General features: G+C 64.3%; 15 protein-coding genes and 2 tRNA genes. 13 read left to right on the top strand and 4 right to left on the bottom strand.

The genetic code is table 11. From position 1 onward, the window contains the following. Positions 1-141: 141 nt before the first annotated feature. The gene (locus BDOA9_RS04765; protein WP_025032809.1) at positions 142-1,005 is read right to left on the bottom strand and encodes an alpha/beta fold hydrolase; all 864 of its coding nucleotides are present in this window, start codon (positions 1,003-1,005) and stop codon (positions 142-144) included. Positions 1,006-1,142: 137 nt separating this feature from the next. Here BDOA9_RS04765 and BDOA9_RS04760 point away from each other — a divergent pair. The 3 genes from BDOA9_RS04760 (at position 1,143) to BDOA9_RS04750 (ending at position 5,377) form a co-directional block, all read left to right on the top strand. Further along, positions 1,143-1,232, top strand: a tRNA-Ser gene (locus BDOA9_RS04760). A 442-nt stretch (positions 1,233-1,674) separates the two neighbouring features. Continuing rightward, a complete protein-coding gene (locus tag BDOA9_RS04755) occupies positions 1,675-4,377 on the top strand; it encodes a CHAT domain-containing protein (RefSeq protein ID WP_082847789.1) in 2,703 nt (900 codons plus the stop codon). A gap of 226 nt (positions 4,378-4,603) precedes the next feature. After that, a complete protein-coding gene (locus BDOA9_RS04750; protein WP_192859542.1) occupies positions 4,604-5,377 on the top strand; it encodes an SGNH/GDSL hydrolase family protein in 774 nt (257 codons plus the stop codon). 97 nt (positions 5,378-5,474) lie between these two features. On the opposite strand, the gene BDOA9_RS04745 is transcribed toward BDOA9_RS04750, so the two are convergent. Beyond that, positions 5,475-6,365 (bottom strand): LysR family transcriptional regulator, encoded by an 891-nt coding sequence (locus BDOA9_RS04745; protein WP_025032806.1) that lies wholly within the window; start codon positions 6,363-6,365, stop codon positions 5,475-5,477. Between the two features lie 121 nt (positions 6,366-6,486). On the opposite strand from BDOA9_RS04745, the gene BDOA9_RS04740 reads away from it, so the two are divergent. From BDOA9_RS04740 to BDOA9_RS04700, 9 genes are all read left to right on the top strand, one after another. Then, a complete protein-coding gene (locus BDOA9_RS04740) occupies positions 6,487-8,127 on the top strand; it encodes an FAD-dependent oxidoreductase (RefSeq protein ID WP_042335508.1) in 1,641 nt (546 codons plus the stop codon). An 84-nt stretch (positions 8,128-8,211) separates the two neighbouring features. Beyond that, the gene (locus BDOA9_RS04735) at positions 8,212-9,192 is read left to right on the top strand and encodes a Bug family tripartite tricarboxylate transporter substrate binding protein (protein WP_025032804.1); all 981 of its coding nucleotides are present in this window, start codon (positions 8,212-8,214) and stop codon (positions 9,190-9,192) included. A gap of 117 nt (positions 9,193-9,309) precedes the next feature. After that, the gene (locus tag BDOA9_RS04730) at positions 9,310-10,581 is read left to right on the top strand and encodes a DUF2157 domain-containing protein (RefSeq protein ID WP_025032803.1); all 1,272 of its coding nucleotides are present in this window, start codon (positions 9,310-9,312) and stop codon (positions 10,579-10,581) included. After that, entirely contained in the window at positions 10,578-11,192 is a 615-nt protein-coding gene (locus BDOA9_RS04725; protein ID WP_025032802.1) for a GDYXXLXY domain-containing protein, read from the top strand. Before BDOA9_RS04730 ends, BDOA9_RS04725 begins: the two co-directional genes overlap by 4 nt. An 89-nt stretch (positions 11,193-11,281) precedes the next feature. Continuing rightward, positions 11,282-11,366: transfer RNA gene (locus BDOA9_RS04720), tRNA-Ser, on the top strand. Positions 11,367-11,644: 278 nt separating this feature from the next. Further along, on the top strand, positions 11,645-13,132 hold the full coding sequence (locus BDOA9_RS04715; protein ID WP_025032801.1) for a DEAD/DEAH box helicase: 1,488 nt from the start codon (positions 11,645-11,647) through the stop codon (positions 13,130-13,132). A gap of 143 nt (positions 13,133-13,275) precedes the next feature. Further along, on the top strand, positions 13,276-15,897 hold the full coding sequence (locus BDOA9_RS04710; protein ID WP_025032800.1) for an HsdM family class I SAM-dependent methyltransferase: 2,622 nt from the start codon (positions 13,276-13,278) through the stop codon (positions 15,895-15,897). A 674-nt stretch (positions 15,898-16,571) separates the two neighbouring features. Beyond that, positions 16,572-17,432 carry a DMT family transporter gene (locus BDOA9_RS04705; RefSeq protein ID WP_025032799.1) on the top strand — a complete coding sequence of 287 codons (861 nt, stop codon included), beginning with the start codon at positions 16,572-16,574 and terminating at the stop codon, positions 17,430-17,432. Between the two features lie 78 nt (positions 17,433-17,510). Then, complete coding sequence (locus tag BDOA9_RS04700) at positions 17,511-17,795, top strand: hypothetical protein (RefSeq protein ID WP_025032798.1); 285 nt, start codon at positions 17,511-17,513, stop codon at positions 17,793-17,795. A 3-nt stretch (positions 17,796-17,798) separates the two neighbouring features. Here BDOA9_RS04700 and BDOA9_RS04695 read toward each other — a convergent pair whose 3' ends face one another. Both BDOA9_RS04695 and BDOA9_RS04690 read right to left on the bottom strand, forming a co-directional pair. Further along, positions 17,799-19,013 carry an EAL domain-containing response regulator gene (locus tag BDOA9_RS04695; RefSeq protein ID WP_025032797.1) on the bottom strand — a complete coding sequence of 405 codons (1,215 nt, stop codon included), beginning with the start codon at positions 19,011-19,013 and terminating at the stop codon, positions 17,799-17,801. 595 nt (positions 19,014-19,608) lie between these two features. Beyond that, complete coding sequence (locus BDOA9_RS04690) at positions 19,609-20,772, bottom strand: hypothetical protein (protein WP_025032796.1); 1,164 nt, start codon at positions 20,770-20,772, stop codon at positions 19,609-19,611. 335 nt (positions 20,773-21,107) lie between these two features. On the opposite strand from BDOA9_RS04690, the gene BDOA9_RS04685 reads away from it, so the two are divergent. Then, on the top strand, positions 21,108-21,731 hold the full coding sequence (locus BDOA9_RS04685; RefSeq protein ID WP_025032795.1) for a helix-turn-helix domain-containing protein: 624 nt from the start codon (positions 21,108-21,110) through the stop codon (positions 21,729-21,731). Positions 21,732-21,769: the final 38 nt, after the last annotated feature.

Here is a 21,769-nt window from a genome sequence, read left to right as displayed (position 1 = left end):
TGCGTTGCGGGCCGCCCGCCGCACGCTAGGGTCGAATCGTCGCTTCCACTCGGCCGGCGAAGCCGCCCTTCACGGCCAGTATTTCAAAGAGCGGCACGGGACCGCCAGTGTTTACCGCGTCTGGCGGTCCCACCCCGTTCTTCAGCTCCAGCCGATCCGCCCGAAGAACGCCGCGATCTCTGCGGCCGCACGATCCGGATCTTCCCGATGCGGGAAGTGGCCGACGCCGGGAAACATCTTAAGGTCGAGATCGCTGAAGGTCTCCCCCAGCCGATCCGTCCACGCATACGGAAACAGCGGATCGTGCTCGGCCCAGCGCACGCAGGTCGGCACCGCGATCGGCGGCAGCCGGGGCGCGTCGCCCTTCATCATCGCGACGCGCCCGGCATGCGAGGCGCGGTAATGCGCAAAGCCGCCGGCGAGATTGCCGTCCTTCAGGAAATTGTCGGTGAAGGCCTCCAGCACGTCGTCGAAGGCGCCTCTCCGGTGCGCCCAGCCTTTGAGGAAATGGCTGATATAGAGCCGGCAGCTCTCCCGGCTGGCACCGACGAGCTGTGGCGCCATCTCCATCTGGTGAAAGGACTGGTACCAGATGTGGTTGAGCCGATCGGGCGCGGCCATGCGCGGCCCGATCCCGGGATAGACGAAATCGAAGAAGAACAGGCCCGCGAGCCGCTCCGGCGCCTGCCGGGCCAGAGGCTGCATCACGGCGCCGCCGACATCGTGGCCGACCACGCCGAATCGGTTGAAACGAAGCCCGTCCATCAGCGCCAGCATGTCGGCGGCATGGCCGTCTGGACCAAAGGGCCCATCCGGCTTGTCGCTGTCGCCGAAGCCGCGCAGATCGGGCGCGACGAGCGTGAAGCGGTCCTTCAGCCGCGCCATCACCGGCTCCCAGGTCAGCCAGAATTCGGGCCAGCCATGCAGCAAAAGCAGCGGTTTTCCCTGTCCGGCGCGGACCAGGTGGAAATCGGCGCCGTTGGCCGTGATGGTGAGGTGCTCCATGGCAGTTCCTTCCGGAGGCGGTCGGCACGGGGGCAAAAGAGGCAGCGGATTTTCCCCTTTCGCGCCTTGTCTGGCCCGTCATCCTCGCCTATTAACGCCCCAACCACAGGGGCCGCAGCTCCTATATGGCGCCTTCAGGAGAGGTGGCAGAGTGGTTGAATGCACCGCACTCGAAATGCGGCATAGGTGCAAGCCTATCGGGGGTTCGAATCCCTCCCTCTCCGCCATTTAACCGCGCCGTGCCGACACCCCAATAGAGCCGATCGTCGCCAGAGCCCGCCGGATTCGGACTGCGGATACCGCGGGCCGGGTGCATGAGCTTCCCAAGCTGCATACGAGGTCCGATCCACTTCGCCTGATCGGCGGGCCGATGTCTTGTTGACAATCCGACGTCGGGCATTCAACCTAACATTGGCGTTGGATGTCGATACACGTCCGCCGCCGGTTTATTGAGCCGTTCGAATATTCTGATCATTGAACGCGTGGCACGTGGAGATATTGCCGTGGCCGATCTGCTTCGCAATCCAGCAGAGAATGCCGCCTACAGCGCCGGGCGCGTTGCGAATTCGCCATAGGGATGGTCGCGCCGGAAGGCAAACGCCATTCGCGCGCGGCAACCGCCCGTGCGGCTTCGTGCGTGGTGACAATTGCCGATAGCCAGGAGGTCCGATGTCAGTCATCGTCTGCCGGCCAAGGATTCTTCAGCCCGAAATGCTCGCGAACGCGGAGCGGAGAGCGCTGATCATCAATCCAGCCAACGAGGCGGAGCGGCACACGATCGAACGCACGCCCGTCGGACGTCGAGGTGGTCCGCGGCGCATTGCCGTGGTGGTCGGTCGCAAGTGGCCGGCCAAGGGAGTGCAATTGAGCGTTTCGTTCCTGGACAGCCCGAGGAACGATTTGCGAAAACGCATCCTGCTGCACATGAATGCCTGGGGACAAAAGGCCAATGTGAAATTCGCCGAGACCTCCGGCGTCGGACAGGTCCGCATTGCGCGGCTCGATTCTCCCGAAGACCAGGCTGGCTATTGGTCCTACGTCGGCACCGAGATCCTGGAGATCGACAAGGACAAGCCGACCATGAACCTCGAAGGCTTCACGATGCGAACGTCGGAAGCCGAATTCAGGCGCGTCGTTCGCCATGAAGCCGGGCATACTCTGGGTTTCGACCACGAGCACATGCGCAGCGACATCGTCAAGCTGATCGATCGCGACAAGGCCATCAGCTTCTTCGACGAGGACCAGGGCTGGACCCCCGAAGAGGTGAAAGAGCAGGTGCTGACGCCGCTGGCGAAGAAGTCGATCATGGGCACCGAGGAAGCTGATCCGGTCTCGATCATGTGCTATCAGCTGCCCGCCGCGATCATGAAGAACGGCAAGCCCGTCAAGGGCGGCAAGGACATCAATCCGAGGGACCATGCCTTCGCGGCCTCGCTCTATCCGAAGACGAGCAGGACCGCCAAGCCGCCGCCACTCGATTTCGCGGATACCGCGGAGCCGATGCCGCCTCCGTCCCCGGAGCAGCCGGACGCCGCGGCCGCTCCCGGGCCTGGGAGCGGGGCCACGCCGCGCAGCGTGCAGGGAAACGTCTTCGAGCTCGTGATCATGGACGAGTTCCGGTCGAACCATGGCGCGCCACGCAGCGCCGGCGGTGCCACACCGGAATTCGCCCAGGTGCTTGCGAGTTACGGCGGCGCCCGCGTCACGTCGGTGATGCGGCTTCGCGCCGGCGAAGACGGCGAGAAGACCCTGTTCGGAAAAATCATCGCAACGCACGAGCGCGTCAAGAAATACACCAACCGGGAAGAAGGCTCGCTCCCCGGGGACAAGGACATGATCGCGTTCGGCGAGCAGCTGTTCGATACGCTGTTTCAGGGTGACGTCCGCCGCCTGTACGACGAGGCGCGTACGCGGCAGGGCCGCAAGCTCGATTTCATCTTCACCTCGATGATTCCCTGGATCGCGGAAAAGCCCTGGGAATTCACCTACGACCCGGGGCGGCAGTGCTTTCTCGCAACGGAGGAGATGCGCTTTTCGCGCAATGTTCTGACCAGTATTCCCGCCGACCAGATCAACCCAGGCTCCGGGCCGCTGCGAATCCTGGTCGCGTCGGCTCAGCCGGTCGGATACGGCCGTTTGTCCATCGAGCAGGAAGAGGCCGTGATCCGCAGTGGCTTCGAGCCGCTCGTCGCGGCCGGGCTCGTGACCGTTGCGACGCTGCCGCGGGCAACGCCCACGAAGCTGCACGGCTATCTCTCGAACGGAAAATTCGACGTCGTTCATTTCATCGGTCACGGCACCTACGATGAGATCCGCGGTGAGGGGCGCCTCGTCTTCGTGAATGAAAAAGGACAGGAGCACAGTCTCGGCGAGCGCTCGGTGCGGGAGATTTTCTGCAGCCGAAACCTCAGCCTCGTCTTTCTCAACGCCTGCGAAACCGGCGCTGCAGGGCGCGCCGAGTTCAACAAGGGCGTCGCGCAGTCGCTGGTCGCGCACGGGCTGCCGGCGGTGGTCGCGAACCAGTATAGTGTCCTCGACTCCTCCGCCACCTCGTTCGCGCAGCACTTCTACTGGTCGCTCGCCCAGGGCAATTCGCTTGGCGATTCGGCGCGGGAGGCGCGCATCGCGGTCAATTACTCATTGCATGGCGAGCCGATCGACTGGGCCATCCCCGTGCTGTATGCGCGAGATTCGAGCCTCGTGCTGTGCAGGCCTCCTGCAAAGCGCAGCTTCGTTCCCGAAACCCGCGTGCGTCCCGACGCACGGCGCGCGACTGCCGGACACACCGCCCGCATCGCCGTCTGGGACATGGATAATGTCTTTCCGGCACTGGATCGCACGCTCACGCAGATGAATGCTGCCCAGAAGGAATTTGGCTTCGAGCTCGTCCGGCTGTCGGTTCCGCTCGATGTCTGGGACCTGCAGAAGGGCAAGCCGATGATATTGTGGGCCGAACGCCTCGCAGATCGTTTGCGCGGGATGCCGGTCGAGCTGGACGCCGACATCCTCGCCTGCATTACGCGTCATCCGCTGCGGGGCGAGGGGCGGGAGCAAATCTACGGGTGGTGGCCGGACAATCAGGAGCCACGGATCCTGATCGGGTCGGTGGCCGGGTTCAACCAGCTCGCGCCGGAGGGACGTGAAACCGATCGCGTCATTGCCAACGCGATGGTTTCGGGCCTCGCGGGATTTTATGGCGATATGGATGGCCACTCGAAGGGAAGCAAGGAGTGCCCGCTCTATTTCAACCTGGAGCGCAATTTCGAACATCTCATGTCCCGGCAGCGGTTCGACGAGGGCTGCCGGAAGAAGCTGAAGGGTCTCGGTGCAAAGCTCGATGCGCTTGATGCACTGCTCGATGTCTTTCCCTGAAAAGAGGTGAGCGATGGCGAAGAAGACACGCAAGTCAAGACGGTCGGCGCGTGCTCCTGCCGAGCTGAGTGCCGCGATAAAGAGCGGCCAGGCGATGGCGGAGGATGTCATCGCCTTCCGAAACGGACAAACGCGCAAGCGGGCAGCCGCGGTCCGGCGGATGGCGCGTGCGCCGAGGCCGCGGCGAGCGCCGGCCCCGCCGCAGATTCCCTCACGGACGCGAGCCTTGCTTGGAACTGCGGTGAGCGCGGGCGTGCTGATCGCCGAGGGCGATTCCTGGTTCGACTATCCCTTTTACGACGTCCTGCAGATGCTCGAGGACGACTATCTCTACGATGTGGAATCCGTCGCTCACAAGGGCGACACGGTCGAAGACATGGCGCACTCGGGCGGCCAGTTCGAGGAATTTGCGCGGCGGCTGGAGAAACTATTGCGTGCGAACAAGGTCCCGCGGGCGATTCTGCTGTCCGGCGGCGGCAATGACATTGCCGGAGACGAATTTGCGATCCTGCTCAACCATGCGGCATCTTCCCTTCCGGCCGTCAATGACGACATTGTTCGCGGATTGATCGATGTGCGGCTGCGCGCGGCCTATGCACGCATCATCAGCGGCCTGACCACGATCGCGCAGCGCTATCTCGGCCGACCGATTCCCATCGTGACGCATGGCTACGATTACGCGCTTCCCGATGGCCGCGGCTATCTGGGCGGATTCTGGCTGCTGCCGGGCCCCTGGCTCGAGCCCGGGTTCAGGAAAAAGGGTCACGTCGACTTCGGCAAGAACTCCGCCGTGGTCGTCAAGCTGATCGACCAGTTCAACGCCATGTTGAAGGACGTCAGCGCGACTGCCGGCTTCGAGCACGTCCACTATCTGAACCTTCGCAACACCCTTCGGCACGATCGGACCTACAAGAAGGATTGGGGAAACGAGCTGCATCCGACGGAAGAGGGCTTCAAACTGGTCAGCAAGAAATTCGCTGAGCTGGTTGGGAGGCTTTAAAGCATGATCCGGAAAAGTGCGAAGCGGTTTTCCGGAAAGATCATGCGCAGACAACAAGCTAAAGCGCGATGACGATTCATCCAAATCTCATCGCGCGCTAGGCCGTCAGCACCATCCGCGCCGTCGCGACGAAGGCCTGCGCCGCCGGCGACAATGTCCGGCCCTGGCGCTGCAGCAGCGACACGGGGCGCGTGAGGGCGGGGCGCACCAGCGGTCTTGCGATCAGCGTCGGGAACTGGTCGGCCGGCAGCATCGTCGCGGGAAGGATGGCGAGGCCGAGGCCCTGCGCCGTCATCGCGAGCGCGGTGTTGATCAGCGTCACTTCATAGGTCGGATCGAGGCGCTTGCCCTGCGCGCTCAGGGCCTGATCGATCTGCATGCGGATCCGCGTCTCCCGGCGCATCGCGATGGTCGGCTTTTGCGCCAGCTCGTCCCAGGTGAGGGATCGCCGCGCGGCGAAGTCCGCGGTGCGGCGGCCGATCGCGCTCAGGCGGCCGCTCGTCAGCGTCTCGATCGTCATGTCCGCGAACTCGCCTTCCGCGCTGCCGATCGCGAACTCGGCATCTGTCGTGCTCAGCCGTGGCACGAGATCGTCGGCGGCAACATCCCGCATGTCGATCTCGATGTCGGGATGGCTGGCGCGGAATTTCGCCAGCACTGCGGGCAGCAGCGCCGATGCGGTGCCGGCCGAGGCGAGAAACGCGACGCGGCCGGCGCGGGCCTGCGCGAGGTCGCGCATGCGGCGCGACAGGCCCTGCGCGTCGCTCAGCATGCGCTCGGCGGCGGCGAACGCCTCAATGGCGGCCGGCGTCGGCTGCACCGAGCGCGTGGAGCGGTCGAACAGCCTGACGCCGAGCTGGGCCTCGAGCTGCTGGATCAACAGGCTCGCCGCCGATTGCGTGATGCCGAGCTCACGGGCGGCCCGCGTGATGCTGCGCGTCCGGTACACGCCGGCGAAGGCCCGCAATTGGCGCAAGGTGACATCCATATGGAAAGCTCATGAATTGATGAGTTCTTTCCGTCTTATCGCATAAACAGACCTGCAATAAAATGCATGCTGTGCGGACGGCAAGAAACGGAAAGAATCCGCGGCAAGGATTGGAGCGAGCATGAGAGCGCAAGTGCTGGTGGTGGGCGCCGGGCCGGTCGGATTGACCGCGGCGATGGATCTCGCCTCGCGCGGGATAGACGTGATCGTCGCGGAGATCCGTCACGCCGGCGATCCGCCCAGCGTCAAGTGCAATCACGTCTCGGCGCGCTCGATGGAGATTTTTCGGCGGCTCGGCGTGGCCGCGAAGCTGCGCGATGCGGGCCTGCCGGCGGACTTCCCCAACGATTGCTCCTATCGGACCACGGCGACCGGGATCGAGCTTTGCCGCATCGACATTCCCTCCCGCGCGCGCCGCTACAGCGCGACCGGCGGCCCCGACACCTGGTGGCCGACGCCCGAGCCGCCGCACCGGATCAACCAGGTCTATCTCGAGCCGATCCTGTTCAGCCATGCCGCCGCGCAATCACGCATCAAGATCCTGGCCCGCACGGAAATCACCGACATCGAACAGCACGATGGCCACGTCGTCGCGCTGGCGCGCGATCTCGACAGCGGCAATTCGCTCCGCATCGAAGCCAGCTTCGTGATCGGCTGCGACGGCAGCCGGTCCCTGGTTCGAAAAGCGATCGGGGCCAGCCTGTCCGGCACACCGGTGATCCAGCGCGTGCAATCGACCTTCATCGAAGTTCCGCAACTGAAAGAGCTGATGGGCGCGCACAAGCCGGCGTGGATGGTGCTCGCGCTCAATCCGCGCCGCTCCGGCACCGTCGTTGCGATCGACGGTCACGACCGCTGGCTGATCCACAATCATCTGAAGCCTGATGAGCCCGAATTCGACTCGGTCGATCGCGACTGGGCCATCCGCGCCATCCTCGGCGTCGACGAGAGGTTCGAGTACAAGGTGCTCAGCAAGGAGGATTGGGTCGGGCGCCGCCTCGTCGCCGATCGCTTCCGCGACCGCAGGGTCTTCATCTGCGGCGACGCCGCGCATCTGTGGATGCCCTATGCCGGCTACGGCATGAATGCCGGCATTGCGGACGCCGTCGACCTCTGCTGGCAATTGGCGGCGCATCTGAACGGCTGGGCGCCTATAGCGATCCTCGATGCCTATGAGGCGGAGCGCCAGCCGATCACCGAGCAGGTGTCGCGCTTTGCGATGGACCATGCGATGAAGATGATGGCGCAGCGCGGCGGGGTTCCTGCGGAGATCGAGGACGACACGCCGCGCGGCCACGCGGCGCGCGCGGCGCTGGCGAAAGCGGCCTACGATCTCAACGTGCAGCAATATTGCTGCGCCGGCCTCAACTTCGGCTATTATTACGATGCCTCGCCGATCATCGCCTATGACGGCGAGACGCCGCCGCCTTACGCGATGGGCAGCTTCACGCCCTCCACCGTGCCCGGCGCCCGCGCGCCGCATCTGTTCCTGCGCGACGGACGCTCGCTCTACGACGCCTTCGGCCCCGGCTACACCTTGCTGCGGTTCGACCCGGCGATCGATGTGACGCGGCTGCAATCCGCTGCCGAGGCGCGCGGCGTGCCGCTCGCCCTGGTCGACATCGCGCCGGAGGAGGCGAACGGCGCCTATGCCGAGAAGCTCGTGCTGGCGCGGCCCGACCAGCACATCGCCTGGCGCGGGCAGTCCGCGCCGGAGAACCCGCTGGGCCTGCTGGCGCGCATCACCGGCGCTGCGGCGTAACACGACGACGCGGACGGCCCGGCGCAGCTCGCTGGCCCGTCTTCACGACAACGATGTCCAAGAACAGAACGCAAGGAGGAGAACGTGTTTCACGTTGCAAGGCGCCGCATCCTGGCCGCACTGACGGCTGCGACCTTCGTACTGTTGCCGCCGGCGGCGGCCCGAGCCGCCTATCCCGAGCAATTGATCAAGATCGTCGTGACCTTCCCGCCCGGCGGCAGCGCCGACACCGTCATCCGCGCGCTCGAGCCTGTCGTCACCGCCGAGCTCAAGCAGGGCCTGGTGATCGAGAACCGCGCCGGCGCCGGCGGCAACATCGGCATGGCCGCGGTCGCGCAGGCGAAGCCCGACGGCTATACGCTCGGCGTCGCGCCGGCCGGTGCGCTGACGGTGAATCCGCACCTCAATGCCGCGATGCCGTTCGCGCTGAAGGATCTCGCGCCGATCACCCTGCTCGCGGAAATTCCCTTCGTGCTGGTCGCATCCGCGAATGTCCCGGCGCGCACACCTGCGGAGACCATCGCGCTCGCCAAGGCGAAGCCCGGGGCATTGTCGATCGGGCATGGCGGCAACTCGACGGCGATGCATTTGACCGCCGCGCTGTTCACGCAGAGAAGCGGGATCGCGATGGAGCTGGTGCCGTATCGCGGAACGGCGCCGGCGGCGGTCGATGTGCTCGCCGGCCATGTCCCCTTCGCGGTGCTGGATATTCCGGCCTCGCGACAGCTGATCCTCGACGGCAAGCTCAACGCGATCGGCGTTTCCTCCGCGCGCCGTCTTGCGTCCCTGCCCGATGTGCCGACGCTGGCCGAGAGCGGCATTGCGGGTTTCGAATCCGTCGGCTGGTTCGGGCTGGTCGCGCCCGCCGGCACGCCCGCGGATGTCATTACCCGGTTGAACGAGGCCTTCACCAAGGCGCTGAAGGATCCTGCCGTGGCGGAGAAGATCCGCACCCTCGGCGCCGAGCCCGCCCCGACCTCGCCCGAGCAGTTCGGCCGCTTCATCGAGGGCGAGAGTGCGAAATGGGGCAAGCTGATCAGCGAGGCCGGGATCAAGGCGAACTAGACAGGGTATCGCCGCGGATGCGAATCTTGCCGGACCGGCGACGGCTTGAACCCACCGCCCGCACGATCCGACCAAGCAACGTCCCGCCGGCCGACTGGCGGCAGGTGATCTACGACCATGTTCGACAAAGCCTACCGGCAGCGCCTCGAAGCCGATCTTGCGCAATGGGAAGCCGATGGCGTGATTGCGCCGGCGGCCGCCGTCTCCATCCGTAACGCGCTGCCGCCGCTCTCGCCCGGCATCAACATCGCAATGGTCGTCGCCATCGTCGGCGGCCTCCTGATTGCGGCCGCGTTCCTCGCCTTCGTGGCCGCGCACTGGACCGAGATCGCGCGCCTCGTGCGGTTCGCGATCCTGCTCGCCGGCATGGTCGTCGCCGGCGGCCTCGGCGCCTGGTTCGCCGCGAGGCAGCGCAGCGTTCTCGCCGATCTCTGTGCCGGCGTCGGTGCGATCATCTTCGGCGCCGGCATCGCGCTGGTCGGGCAGATGTACCACCTCGGCGACGACTTTGCCGGCGGCATGCTGTTGTGGTCGATCGGCGCGTTGGCCACCGCGATGCTGACCGGCTCGCGCGGTGCGCTCGCCGTCGGACTCGCGTCTGCCTCGGTCTGGACCTGCATGCGCATCACCGATGCGCCCGACGTCCTGCATCTTTCGTTCCTGATCGCCTGGCTGTTCGCCGCCGCACTCGCCTTCGCCTGGCATTCCCGCGTCGCGGCCCACCTCGTTGCGGTCGCGGCGCTGCCGTGGTGGATCGCGACGTCGCTTCGCTTCGAGCTCGACGGGGCCCAGCCGTCTTTCGTGCTCGCGAACGGTGCGGCCCTGCTGTTCGGCGCCGGGCTCGCGATCGCCGCCGCGCCGTCGCCGCGGGCGCTCCGGCTCGGCAGCGTCCTGTCGATTTACGGCGCGTTTTCACTGGCCGTCGCCGCGTTCCTGGAGGTGACGACGGTCGACGATCTCGTCCGCTTCCGCGAAGGTTCGCGGGCGGGCCAGCCGCTTTGGGCGATCGCGTGCGGAATTGCCGGCGTGATCCTGGCGCTGGCCTCGGCTGCCATCACCCGGCGCGCGGGAGAGCTGCTTGCAGCAGCTGCGATCGCGCTGGTCCTGCTCGCGGCGCCGGTCTGGCCGGCCTCCATGGCCGGCGAATCCTGGCTCGCTTATGCCGCGCTGCTCGCGGCCATGCTGTGTCTCGTCGTCTCCGGCATGCTCGACGACGTGCGCCCGCGCATCGTCGCCGGCTGGCTCGGCATCGCCGGCGTGATCGCCGGCATCACCTGGGCCGTGAAGGGCTCGCTGCTGCGCCGCTCGGCCTTCTTGGCAGCGGCGGGCGTCGCGGCCGTCGTCTTCGCCACCGCGCTCAACCGTCTGCTGCCGAGGACCGCGCGATGACCGGGCTGATCGCATCTCTCGCGGCGTTCTGGCAGCGCATCCCGAATGCCGTGCTGTTCGGCATCGCCGTCCTGCTGCAATGCGCGCTGCTGGTCCTGATGGTCGCCGATCGCATGCAGATCCTGCGCAACGGCGTCGAGGTCACCTTGCAGACCCAGCCCGTCGATCCCCGCGATCTCCTGCGCGGCGATTACGTCGTGCTCCGTTACGACATCTCGCAAGTGCCGGCCGGCGCGCTCAAAGGCAAGCCGTCCGACGCGCGCCATCCTGATGTCTTCGTCAAGCTGGCGCCCAAGGCCGACGGCGTCTATCAGGCGGTCTCGGTGCATGCCGAGCCCGTCCCGGTCACGGCCCCCGAAGTGCTGATCCGCGGCCGCGTCGGAAATTATGGCGGGTCCTGCGGCGACGACCGCCGAAGGTTCTGCGACAAGCTGCCGATCAAATACGGTCTCGAAAGCTATTTCGTGCCCGAAGGCGAGGGCAGGACGCTCGAGCAGGCCCGCAACCAGCAGAAGCTGCGCATCGTCGCCGCCGTGCTCCCCTCAGGCCGCGCGGCGATCAAGCGGCTGTTGCTCGACGGTAAGCCGGTGTACGAGGAGCTGCTGTATTAGGGGGGAATGCCGCTGGGATAGATCGATTGCCGCGACGTATGCAACTCTTGCGCTCGCGGCAGGGCAGCAACCTCTCAATGGCGCCTTCAGGAGAGGTGGCAGAATGATTGAATGCACCGCGCTCGAAACGCGGTATAAGTGCGGCCTATCGGAAGTTCAAACTCCCCCTCTCGGCGATGTAGTCTGAGTTAACTTGCCAATGGCCTTTCGTCAGAATTTTCGCGAGAACCAATCGGACATATAGATTCATACGGCGGAGGAAAGCGTGCTGCAGCTCGTCAATTGACCTTCAGCCCCTTTTTCCCTATGGTTGCGCTGCAGCGGGGACTGAACGGTTGTTCCGTGGTCGTTAGACGGACCCCCTAAGCTTGCACAAGCCCGCCTTCCAGGCCGAGCGCCAATTCCCTTCGATCCGAGCTGCCGGTTCGACGTGAAGTCTAATCAGAGGCTCAATGTCTTTTTCCCATCTTGGACTGTCCGAAAAGGTCCTCGCCGCAGTGGCGGCTACTGGTTACACTACTCCCACCCCCATTCAGGAACAGGCGATCCCCCACGTCCTTGCACGCAAGGATGTGCTCGGCATCGCCCAGACCGGCACCGGCAAGACCGCGGCCTTCGTGCTGCCGATGCTCACCATCCTTGAAAAGGGCCGCGCCCGGGCGCGCATGCCGCGCACGCTGATCCTTGAGCCGACCCGCGAGCTTGCGGCCCAGGTTAAGGAGAACTTCGACCGCTATGGTGCGGGCCAGAAGCTCAACGTTGCCCTCCTGATCGGCGGGGTTTCTTTCGGCGACCAGGATGCCAAGCTGACGCGCGGCGTCGACGTTCTGATCGCAACCCCCGGCCGATTGCTCGACCATACCGAGCGCGGTGGACTCCTACTTACCGGGGTTGAGCTACTGGTTATCGACGAAGCTGACCGCATGCTGGACATGGGCTTCATCCCCGACATCGAGCGCATCTGCAAGCTCGTCCCCTTCACCCGGCAGACCCTGTTCTTCACCGCGACCATGCCGCCGGAAATTCGGCGTATCACCGAGGCCTTCTTGCACAATCCGCAGAAGGTGGAGGTCTCCAAGCCCGCCACCACCGCGGTCACGGTGACGCAGTTTCAGGTTCCTGCCGGCCGCGAGGCGCACGAGAAGCGCGAATTGCTTCGCCGCCTGCTGCGCGAGGCCAAGGACCTCAAGAACGCGATCATCTTCTGCAATCGCAAGCGCGAGGTCGCGATCGTTCACAAATCGCTGCAGAAGCACGGCTTCAGCGTCGGCGCCCTACACGGCGACATGGACCAGCCGGCCCGCATGGCCGCGCTCGACCAGTTCCGCAAGGGTGAGCTGCCCCTCCTCGTCGCCTCCGACGTCGCCGCCCGCGGCCTCGACATTCCCGAGGTCAGCCACGTTTTTAACTTCGACGTTCCCCATCACGCCGACGATTACGTCCACCGCATCGGCCGCACCGGCCGCGCAGGTCGCTCCGGCATGGCGATTTCGCTCGTCACCCGGCTCGACCAAAAGTCCATGGTGGCAATCGAAAAGCTAATCGGCCAGAGCATCCCGCGGGCCGAGGGCGACTTCGAGGTGCAGGAAGGCACGGCCGAACCGGGTGAGCGCCCACGCGAGTCGCGCGGACGGGAACGCGAACGCTCCCGCGGGGGACGCGGCAAGACGCGTCGTGGCCAAGAGTCTGGTCGCGACGCGCCACAACCGTCCGAGGCAAGCCGCTCGGTGGGCGCAAGACTCGCCGTCGAAGCCCGGCCGCCTCGTGAAGCTCGGTCATCATCCGAGCCGCGCGGCAGGTCGCGCCAACAGGCCAACCCGCCCCACGTGCCATCAATCGGGCGTCCCCAGCCGCGCCGCGAGCGCGAGGCCGACGCCGAGTCGGGCGATCACTCACATCTTCCCGCCTTCTTGCTGCGACCGGTTCGCTCTCCTGTTTGATCGATTGGGAAGCTATGCGTCGCCAATCCTGGTCGGCGCGGCGGCGGCCCTTTCTGCCGTCCAACTGCAATAAGCCAATGTTGAAGTGCGAGGCCAAATCGGAATAGATGCCCGTTGCGAAGGCATAAGGGGTACTCGCAATCATGATGGGCCTAGTTTCACTGCTTACCGGCAAAAGTCTTAAGAACGAGCCGGAAGTGGAAGTGTTGGCGATGGCGCAGCTCAAGAAAGCTGGCTATGAGCTGACGATGCGGCAGTGCAAGAGCCCACTGTTGCGCAAGCACTGGCCCAGCAAAACCAAAGCGGCTAAGGCCGCGGGTTACCCCGACATCCTCCTGCACGTTGCTGATGCTGAGAAGCCGATTTGCGTGTGGGAGAATAAGGGACCGGCTGAAACAGCAGCCGATGCTCTCGCCGAAGCGCAGTTCTATATTGAGGGTCTGCGGAAGAGCCTGCCAAATGAGCCGGCACTGCCGTTCATCGCCGCCGGATTTAATGGCAAAGAACTGCGAATTGCGATTTACACTAATGATGGGAAATGGGTTCCGATCAAGGTCGACGGGCAAGAACTCCGCGACTCCTTTCCAAAAGCAGAGTTTGTTCAAGCGGGCATTGCCGCAAACGGGGTGTTCACCGCTGGCAACGGTGCTGCCAACGTTAAGGACCTGCGCGCGCTCCTACCGAAGTTGAAAACGCTTTATCGAAACATCGCCACTCTTTCTTCCGGCCGAACGCCTATCGACTTCACGGTCGCGATATTGACGCTCAAGCTCATTGTGGAGCAGCAGCCGGATTGGGGTAGCTGGAGCGAGATGCCGCGGTTCTCGCCGGGGGCGCAATCCGTTGACCACGCTATTGGTGAGCGGTTTGAAACGCTGGCAAAGCGAGTCCTGTCAACCAAGGAGCTGAAGGGCAAGTACGGCGACATTTTCGACTTCCACGAGAAAAGTGACACGCTCGAAGTCGCATTCTCGTTTGTCGAGGTACTTGGGACTATTGAGAAAGGCCAGGGCTTCTTTCTGAAGCTATTCGACTTGCTTGACCAATTGCCTCCGCTCGCCGGCGCCGACTTCGATATTTTTGGAGAGGTGTATCAAGCGATCGGCGACGAAGCGACAAAGAAGAAACTGGGAGAGTTCTTCACTGGTCGTCACATCATCGCTGGTGTTCTTCCGATACTTTTTTCACGCGCGGGCTTCGATAAGTCTTTTTCTTCGATCAGGTCGAAGAAGATTGCCGACTTAGCGTGTGGCACTGGCGGATTTCTAACTGAGATGCTGAGGAGGGTGCGTAACGACCATCACCCATCCACCTCAAATCTGAAGGCATTCGCGCAGAATGCGTTCTTTGGCTATGACATCGGCCACGCCAATGCGTCCCGAGCGAGAGTGAACATGTACTTCGCCGGCGATGGCTTCAGCTCCATCCGGGGGGGCTTCGATTCGCTAGCCGGCTCAAGCGCAACAACCTTCCCGAAGGATGGTTTCGATATCATCGCCACCAATCCTCCCTATGGCACCTCAAATTACGGACGTATCGAAGAAGCGTTCTTGCTGAAAGCTCTCGCGACGCTGAAAAAGGGCACAGGCTGGCTGCTTATTGTTCTGCCCACTGGCGTTCTTGAGAACCCGCGATCAGCGAAGACCCGCTTCGCCTTGTTAGACCAGGCGATGATCACCGACGTGATTTCCCTACCGAAGCACGCCTTCGCTCCCTATACCCAGCAACGAACGGCCATCGTGATCGCTCAGAGGCGCAAGAAGCCGTTGGTTGGTGAAGCAGGCACGTGGCAGACGCTCGCTACCGCAGCACAGCACGAGAACATCAATATGTTCATCGTGGACAATGATGGGTTTGCGAACAGCGACAAGCGATACCCTACTGACAAGCGCGCCCCGTCAGGTGAGTGGATGCACGATGATCTTTCAGAATGGATAGACAGCGAAGGCTTCAAACATCCGAGCAAGCTGTTCCAATCCCTGGTGAATGGAACGTCACCAGCGGAGGCGACGAATGAGTTTGGTGAACCGCTAGGCCCCAAGCATGGCGTTTTTCATCCACCCGCATTGTTACACGCCGAACGGGGGATCGTGCTTCTGCCCGACATCCCGCTGCGTGCCGAACTAAAGTCCATTCCATTCGCCGAATGGAAGCACAGAGCTGACCAGGTGGAGGCGTTTGCAAAGGGAGACCTCGTCTCCCTGCCGCTACCGTTTGCAGAAGAAGTGGAATTTCTGCTCGATCATGGAATTGAATTCGATGAGACCGAAGTCGATCCACCTACAACCTTGGACGCCCTGTTTAAGCCGGTGGTGAAGGGTGACACCGGACTAACTGAAGCCATGATCTATCAGTCCGCGTCGGAAAGTGGTTCGCCGGTATATGGTGGCGGCCGCGGCGTTCCCAGGTTTAAGGCCGATGACACCCTAAAGCGCGACAACGGAGCATTCGCAACCAAATTCAACGGGCCTGCGCTCGTGGTCTCTATGGACGGTTCGTCCGGTTCGGTGCAGGTCATTGAAAAGGGCAGCTTCTTTTGCAACCACCACGGGGCAGTTCTCTTGCCGTCATCCGACGTAAATCTCTGGTGTTTTGCGCAGGTCGCAGAGCCCGCTCTGCGTCGATTGGCTTCAAATGTTTCGGCTTCAGCCACACTTACGAAGCCAGCTTTGGAAGGCATCAAGGTGCGGCTCCCAATCGGCCCTGCTGCCTCAGAGGTCGAGAAAAGACGAAGAACTCTAATTTCGCTTTCCCGACTGTTCTAATTCGCTAGAAACGCGCTACAGACGCCTTCAAGTTTGTCGCGGAAAGAGTAGCAAAAACAATGAACTGGACGGCGGGTTGGGATCCACCCAACTGTGCTTATCGTATGGCGTTCATATATTCGGTACGCCGAGGCCTACGCAAAACCTCGTGTCAACCGTTCGCAAAATTTCATGCCGATTGACACTCAACGTAAGTGATTCGCCTCTGCCAACCCCGGTGTTACGGTGACAGCGACCAAACGAAGTTGTTCAGCGGCCGACGTCCGAAAAAATTCGACTTAGCGTTGACCACTCAACTCGCTCGCGTCCGAAAGGACCAGCCAGAACGCGGCCTGTCCGACCTCCTGCGATGATGTCACTATGCTCCTGTTTTGCCCGACGAAGCAAATCACGGGAGACCTCATTCGTAATGGGCCGCAACCATCGCCGCCAATTCCCATCGGCTCGCGTCGGTGCGCCGGACAGGCGCGTCAAACCACGATCCATCGGCTTTTTGCCTCCCGAAACCCTGCCCGACCCGCACCTCATCCCACCCCCCACGTAACCCATTGATCTTGCAACCCCCGTCTACTGTGCATGGGGTTGTTTTCGCTACTTTGTTGTTCCATGCCATCACGCGAGGCGTTCACCGCCGCGGCACCACCTCCGCCGCCTCCCACCCAAGCGAGACCAACATGCACTCTTCGGCCAGCGGCTGGGGCAACGGGCTTCTCGGCGTCATCATCTTCAGCGGCTCGCTGCCGGCGACGCGCGTGGCGGTCGGCGGCTTCTCGGCGCTGTTTTTGACCTCGGCGCGCGCGGTCATCGCCGCGCTGATCGGGGCTGCGGTGCTCGTCGTGCTGCGGCAGGCGCGGCCGCAGCGGGGGGATCTCGCCTCGCTCAGCATCGTCGCCATCGGCGTCGTGGTCGGCTTTCCCCTGCTGACGGCGCTGGCGCTGCAGCACATCACGTCGGCGCGCTCCATCGTCTTCATCGGCCTGCTGCCGCTGTCGACCGCGATCTTCGCCGTGCTGCGCGGCGGCGAGCGGCCGCGGCCGCTGTTCTGGCTGTTCGCCGGTCTCGGCAGCGCGACGGTGGCCGGCTTTGCCCTCACCGGTGACGGCGCGGCATCGCTCACCGGCGATCTGCTCATGGTCGCCGCGATCGTGCTGTGCGGCCTCGGCTATGCCGAAGGCGCCGCGCTGTCGCGCCGCCTCGGCGGCTGGCAGGTGATCTCCTGGGCGCTGCTGCTCGCGCTGCCCCTGATGCTGGCGCTCGCCGTGCTGACGTGGCCGCCGGTCTGGGGCGGCATCAGCGTGCCCGCCTGGATCGGGCTCGCCTATGTCTCCGTCTTCAGCATGTTCGTCGGCTTCATCTTCTGGTACCGCGGGCTCGCGCTCGGCGGCATTGCCCGTGTCGGCCAGCTGCAGCAGCTGCAGCCGTTCTTTGGCCTCGCGCTCGCCGGCCTTCTGCTGGGCGAGCCGGTCGCAGCAAGCATGATCGCCGCCACCGCAATCGTGGTCGCCTGCGTCTTCTTCGCGCGGCGCTTTGCGTGAGCCAAACCTTGATCTAGGTCAATGCCTGTTCCGGCGCGGTGTCTGCCTCTAAATGCAGGAACAGCGGAGGAGGACGTCATGCGACAGCGAACGAAATTGTGGTTGGCCGGCGCCATCATTGTCTGCGCAGCCTTGGGCTCGGTGCAGTGGTCGGCAGAGGACGGGCTTTCAGTCTCGATCCAGAGCGCGGAAGCCCGCGTCGGGCGGCCGGCGACGCCGGCGAGCGTCGCGGGCGTCGCACGTCGAACGACGCGTCGTGCCGTGGTCGGTGGCGCGGCCGTCGGCGCAGCAGCCGCAGGAGCCGCCGTCGTGGCGCCCGCCTGCGTCCGCGTGCTGGTCAACGGCGTCTGGGTCTGCCGCTAGGCCTCACGCCTGCCCCATCACCGTGCGCGTCAGCGCGGCCTTCGCGAACTTCTTCAGCGGCATCGGCTTGCCGAACAGGAAGCCCTGCACGACATCGAAGCCGAGCTCGCTCGCGGCGACGAGGTCGGCGCGGCTCTCGACGCCTTGCGCCACGGCGTGCGCGCCAAATCCCTGCGCCAGCTCGACGATGTGACGGCACACCGTGCGCTTCAGCCGGTCGCCGCCGCTGCCGGTGACGAATTGCCGGTCGGCCTTCAGCTTGACGAAGGGAATCTTGTCCAGCTCCATCAGCTGTGGCCAGTTGGCGCCGAGATTGTCGATCGACAGGCCGATATTGTGCAGGCCGACCTCGCGCGCGACCTCGGCGAGGAGATCGAGCTCGCGGATCGCCTCCTCGCTGTCGATCTCGACCGTCAGTCCGCCGAAGGCCGGATGCGTCGGCACGCGGCGGCAGAGATCGCGCACCGCCTGCGGCTCCCTGAGATAGGCGGCGGGAAGATTGATCGCCAAGTCGACCGGGCTTTGCTGCTCGAGAAGATAGTGCCAGTCCTGCATGGCGCGATCGATCACGAACTCCGACAGCTCGCGAAAATGCGGATCGTGCGGCTCCGGGATGAAATAGGCCGGCGGCACCACGCCCCAGGTCGGATGCCGCATCCGCACCAGGGCCTCGGCGCCGTTGCGCACCAGCGTGCGCGCGTCGATCTTGGGCTGGTACCAGAGCTCGAGCCAGCCGGCATGCAAGGCCTCGCCGACATGCACGGCCGGGCTCGGCGCCGGCTCCTCCGGCAGCAGCATGGCGACGCGCTCGCGCAGCGTCTCGGCGGCAAAAGGCGTCGTCAGCGGCGGCAGCATCGCAAGGCCGTATTCCTCACCGACCTGCCGCACGGCCTTGACGATGATCGAGTCGCGGGCGCCGACGGCGAGGACCTTGCCGGCAAACGCCTCGCGCACCAGGATTTCGAGGAATCGTCCCGGCTCGATGCCGTCGGCGGCGACGCCGAGCAGGATCAGGTCGGGCAATTCGCTGGCGAGCACGGTCTTGAGCTCGTCGGCGCTGGCGCATTCGCAGGTGACGAAGCCGAGATCTTCGAGGATCTCGCTGAGGAAGGCGCGCAAGTGACGCTTGCTGTCGGCCACGCAGGCGCGCGGCGTCACCTTTCGTCGTCCGAAGGTCACAGGCCTTCGTCCGACGAGCTCAATCATCCCATCGTTCATTCCAACACCACTCCCGTTCCGTGACGGTTTCATAACCGCGGAGCGTGGGTTCAAATAAGGAGAGCTTCACGTCGTTCTTGAATTATCTGAGTAACGTTAAGCCCTGCAATTCGAGCTAATTTGTCGACAGAATCTTCGAAAAGAATCCGCATACCGGAGCACCACGCGCGCAGCGCCGGTTGTTGCAGGTGAAATGCCTCCGCGCGCAGATCGGCGTGCGACCTGCCGGCCGGCGGCATCGAACGATGCCCTCGCGGCGTGTTCCAGGGCAGCGATGACGGCGGCGCAACATTAATCGGCGGCGGCGTTCATGCTGCGTCTCCCGCGATGCCGCATCGCGGCCATCTGCCCGTGACGGTTCTGCGACAACGGGTCCGGGCGAGCGGCCAGGAATGTGAAGCACCTCACACGCGCGTTGCTGCACTCGCGCTAAAGGTCCGCCGAGCCGGTGGAGGCTGTCGAGGACTACAGCGATGTCGATGCGGCGAATGATGTATTGGTGGTTCAGGTTCGTGCTGTCAGGGCGATTCATCGATCGCTTCCTGTGTCTGCCGCGTTAGCCGTGCGGCGCGCTGTGGCTTTCGCCGAACCCGATCTAGGTCTGCCCGATCAATTTGCGGAGCGCCGCCGCGCCGTCCTGCACCGCGTCGCGGCCCTTCCAGGCCAGATAGGTCAGCTTGCCGCCGAGCGTGTCGTGGCTGCGCAGCCGCCGCGAGCCGAGAATGTGGCCGACATTGTCGGGGAAGCGGCTCACCTCGGCGGACACCAATGCCGCGATCGCGTCCATCAATTGCTGGAGGCGGACGCCCCACTCGCAATGCTCGATGCCGTCGATGCGGACCTTGAGCGCATATTCGGTGTCGTAGATGTCGGCGAGCAACTCGCGGGCGACCAGCACCCGGTTGTTCCGGAGTGCGACCCGAAGCGCGAGGCGCTTGTCGTCGAGCCGGTCGAGGACCATGGGAACGACGCAGGCATAGGGGGTGACGGCGACGTCTGCGGCGGCCTTGCTCGCAGCGGCCCTGGTGGCAAGCCGCACCAATTGCCATGACGTCTTCAGGCGTCGCGCCACCAGCGCCAGCGCGAAGGGCAGCGCCTGGGGATGGGCCTTCTTGAAGGCGTCGAGCTGCGCCGTGATCTGGGCGACCCGGCCGTCGTCGAACTTCGCGATCGTCTCGGGCAGCTTCTCGTTGAATTTCGGCAGCGCATCGCCGGCGCGCAACACCTGCAGCATCTTCAAGACGTCGTCGAAGGCGGTGCGCGAGGCCGTATATTGCGCGAGCTTGGCGCGCGCAGCTTCGGCGCTCTCGGGCGAATTGAGCGTGCTCTCGAGGACCTTGACGACCTTGGTCTGGAAGGTCGAGGCGATCTTCTGCACTTCCTTCGGATTGTTGGCGGCGACCTGGTCGCTGATCGCCTTGATGTAGTCGCGCGCCATGGTCGGCAGCAGGTCGCGGCAGATCCATTCCCAGATCGGGGTGAGGGTATTGCGCGAGATCCGCCCCATATTGGCATGCTCGGGCGCGCCGTCGATCAGCAGCAGCTCGAGCGGCGCGAAGAAATAGCGCGACGGGCTGGTGGCGCGCGCCTGGGTCGATCCGTCCTTGCGGAATTCGGCGCGCAAGCGAGCCTGGACGTCGGCCGAGCCCGGCATGTCGATACCGCACAGCTCGAGCCGCTCGAGCTCGCTGAGCAGACAGCTGCGCGACAGCGGCGTCAGCCTCTGCAGAAATTCCGACAGCCGATCGATCTCGTTCATGGCACGCAATCTTTCGCAGCGTGGCCCGCGGGCTCGCGGGCCCAATGCGTGGAGGCATTTGCGCGCTCTCAACCTCCCTAAAGAAGCAAGTCGCCGTTAATTAATCCGTAAAATCCGGGGGGCGGACGTCGGAGCAAGGCGGGCCGAGGGGCCTTTCGCCGCCGCAGACCAAGGATTTCGGCAGCAAACTCAACCGCTACATGGTCGCATGCGGCATGCCGCAAGCACAAATTGTGCCGAAGTCGTCATTTTAGCGCAGAACGGCCCAAATCACCGTAGTCTTACGGATTAGAAAGTTAACCACAGACCCGCCCCGGTTCCGGTAAACGAGTGACATGGGGTCACACAACGATACGGCCATCGATTCGCGGCCGTCTGAGCGGCACGAAAGCAGCGCTGCTTCAGCTGAAGAGCCCGATTTCGTTCGCCTGAGCGCCGTTCGAGCGATGGCGGCCGACGAAATGGCGGCCGCCATCGCTCGCGAGCTCAACGGCCCCCTGACGGCGCTGCTGCTCTACATGGGCGAGATCAAGCATCACAGCGATCAGCTCGTCCCCGCTTCGGGCGATCGTGCCTATCTGCAGCGGGTGGTGGAGAACGCGCTGGCCCAGACCGAGCGTGTTTGCGGCCTGGTCAAGCAGCTCGCCGGCCCTCACAAGGGCGGCTTGCCGACCCCGTCCAGCACCGAGGAGGCGGAATCGAAGGCCCCCCGCGTGCTGCAGCCGCCGCGCGCGCCGACCGCCGGTCTGCTCGGCCCCTCCGGCCAGAAGCGGCTGACCAAGCGCGAGCGCGAGGTTCTGAGGCTGATCAGCGAAGGCTATTCGAACAAGCAGGGCGCGCTTCGCATGCAGATCAGTCCGCGCACCTTCGAGAGCCATCGCGCCGAGGCGATGCGCAAGCTCGGTGCGCGCAACACCGCGGACCTCGTCCGTGCGGCGCTGTTGCATTCGATCGACTGAGCCGGGCCGGTTGCGCCGCCGTCGGGCGGCGCGGACGA

Source organism: Bradyrhizobium sp. DOA9 (genome assembly GCF_000617845.2).
Classification (GTDB): domain Bacteria; phylum Pseudomonadota; class Alphaproteobacteria; order Rhizobiales; family Xanthobacteraceae; genus Bradyrhizobium.
Note: the sequence above shows the minus strand (reverse complement) of the source record. Positions and strands in the feature narration are given on the sequence as shown.

Bases quoted from the DNA above. Each gene is read 5' to 3' on its own strand.
- BDOA9_RS04715 (WP_025032801.1), top strand. From the start codon at position 11,645: ATGTCTTTTTCCCATCTTGGACTGTCCGAAAAGGTCCTCGCCGCAGTG.
- BDOA9_RS04705 (WP_025032799.1), top strand. From the start codon at position 16,572: ATGCACTCTTCGGCCAGCGGCTGGGGCAACGGGCTTCTCGGCGTCATC.
- BDOA9_RS04695 (WP_025032797.1), bottom strand. From the start codon at position 19,013: ATGAACGATGGGATGATTGAGCTCGTCGGACGAAGGCCTGTGACCTTC.
- BDOA9_RS04730 (WP_025032803.1), top strand. From the start codon at position 9,310: ATGTTCGACAAAGCCTACCGGCAGCGCCTCGAAGCCGATCTTGCGCAA.
- BDOA9_RS04700 (WP_025032798.1), top strand. From the start codon at position 17,511: ATGCGACAGCGAACGAAATTGTGGTTGGCCGGCGCCATCATTGTCTGC.
- BDOA9_RS04710 (WP_025032800.1), top strand. From the start codon at position 13,276: ATGATGGGCCTAGTTTCACTGCTTACCGGCAAAAGTCTTAAGAACGAG.
- BDOA9_RS04685 (WP_025032795.1), top strand. From the start codon at position 21,108: ATGGGGTCACACAACGATACGGCCATCGATTCGCGGCCGTCTGAGCGG.
- BDOA9_RS04690 (WP_025032796.1), bottom strand. From the start codon at position 20,772: ATGAACGAGATCGATCGGCTGTCGGAATTTCTGCAGAGGCTGACGCCG.
- BDOA9_RS04755 (WP_082847789.1), top strand. From the start codon at position 1,675: ATGTCAGTCATCGTCTGCCGGCCAAGGATTCTTCAGCCCGAAATGCTC.
- BDOA9_RS04765 (WP_025032809.1), bottom strand. From the start codon at position 1,005: ATGGAGCACCTCACCATCACGGCCAACGGCGCCGATTTCCACCTGGTC.
- BDOA9_RS04725 (WP_025032802.1), top strand. From the start codon at position 10,578: ATGACCGGGCTGATCGCATCTCTCGCGGCGTTCTGGCAGCGCATCCCG.
- BDOA9_RS04740 (WP_042335508.1), top strand. From the start codon at position 6,487: ATGAGAGCGCAAGTGCTGGTGGTGGGCGCCGGGCCGGTCGGATTGACC.
- BDOA9_RS04745 (WP_025032806.1), bottom strand. From the start codon at position 6,365: ATGGATGTCACCTTGCGCCAATTGCGGGCCTTCGCCGGCGTGTACCGG.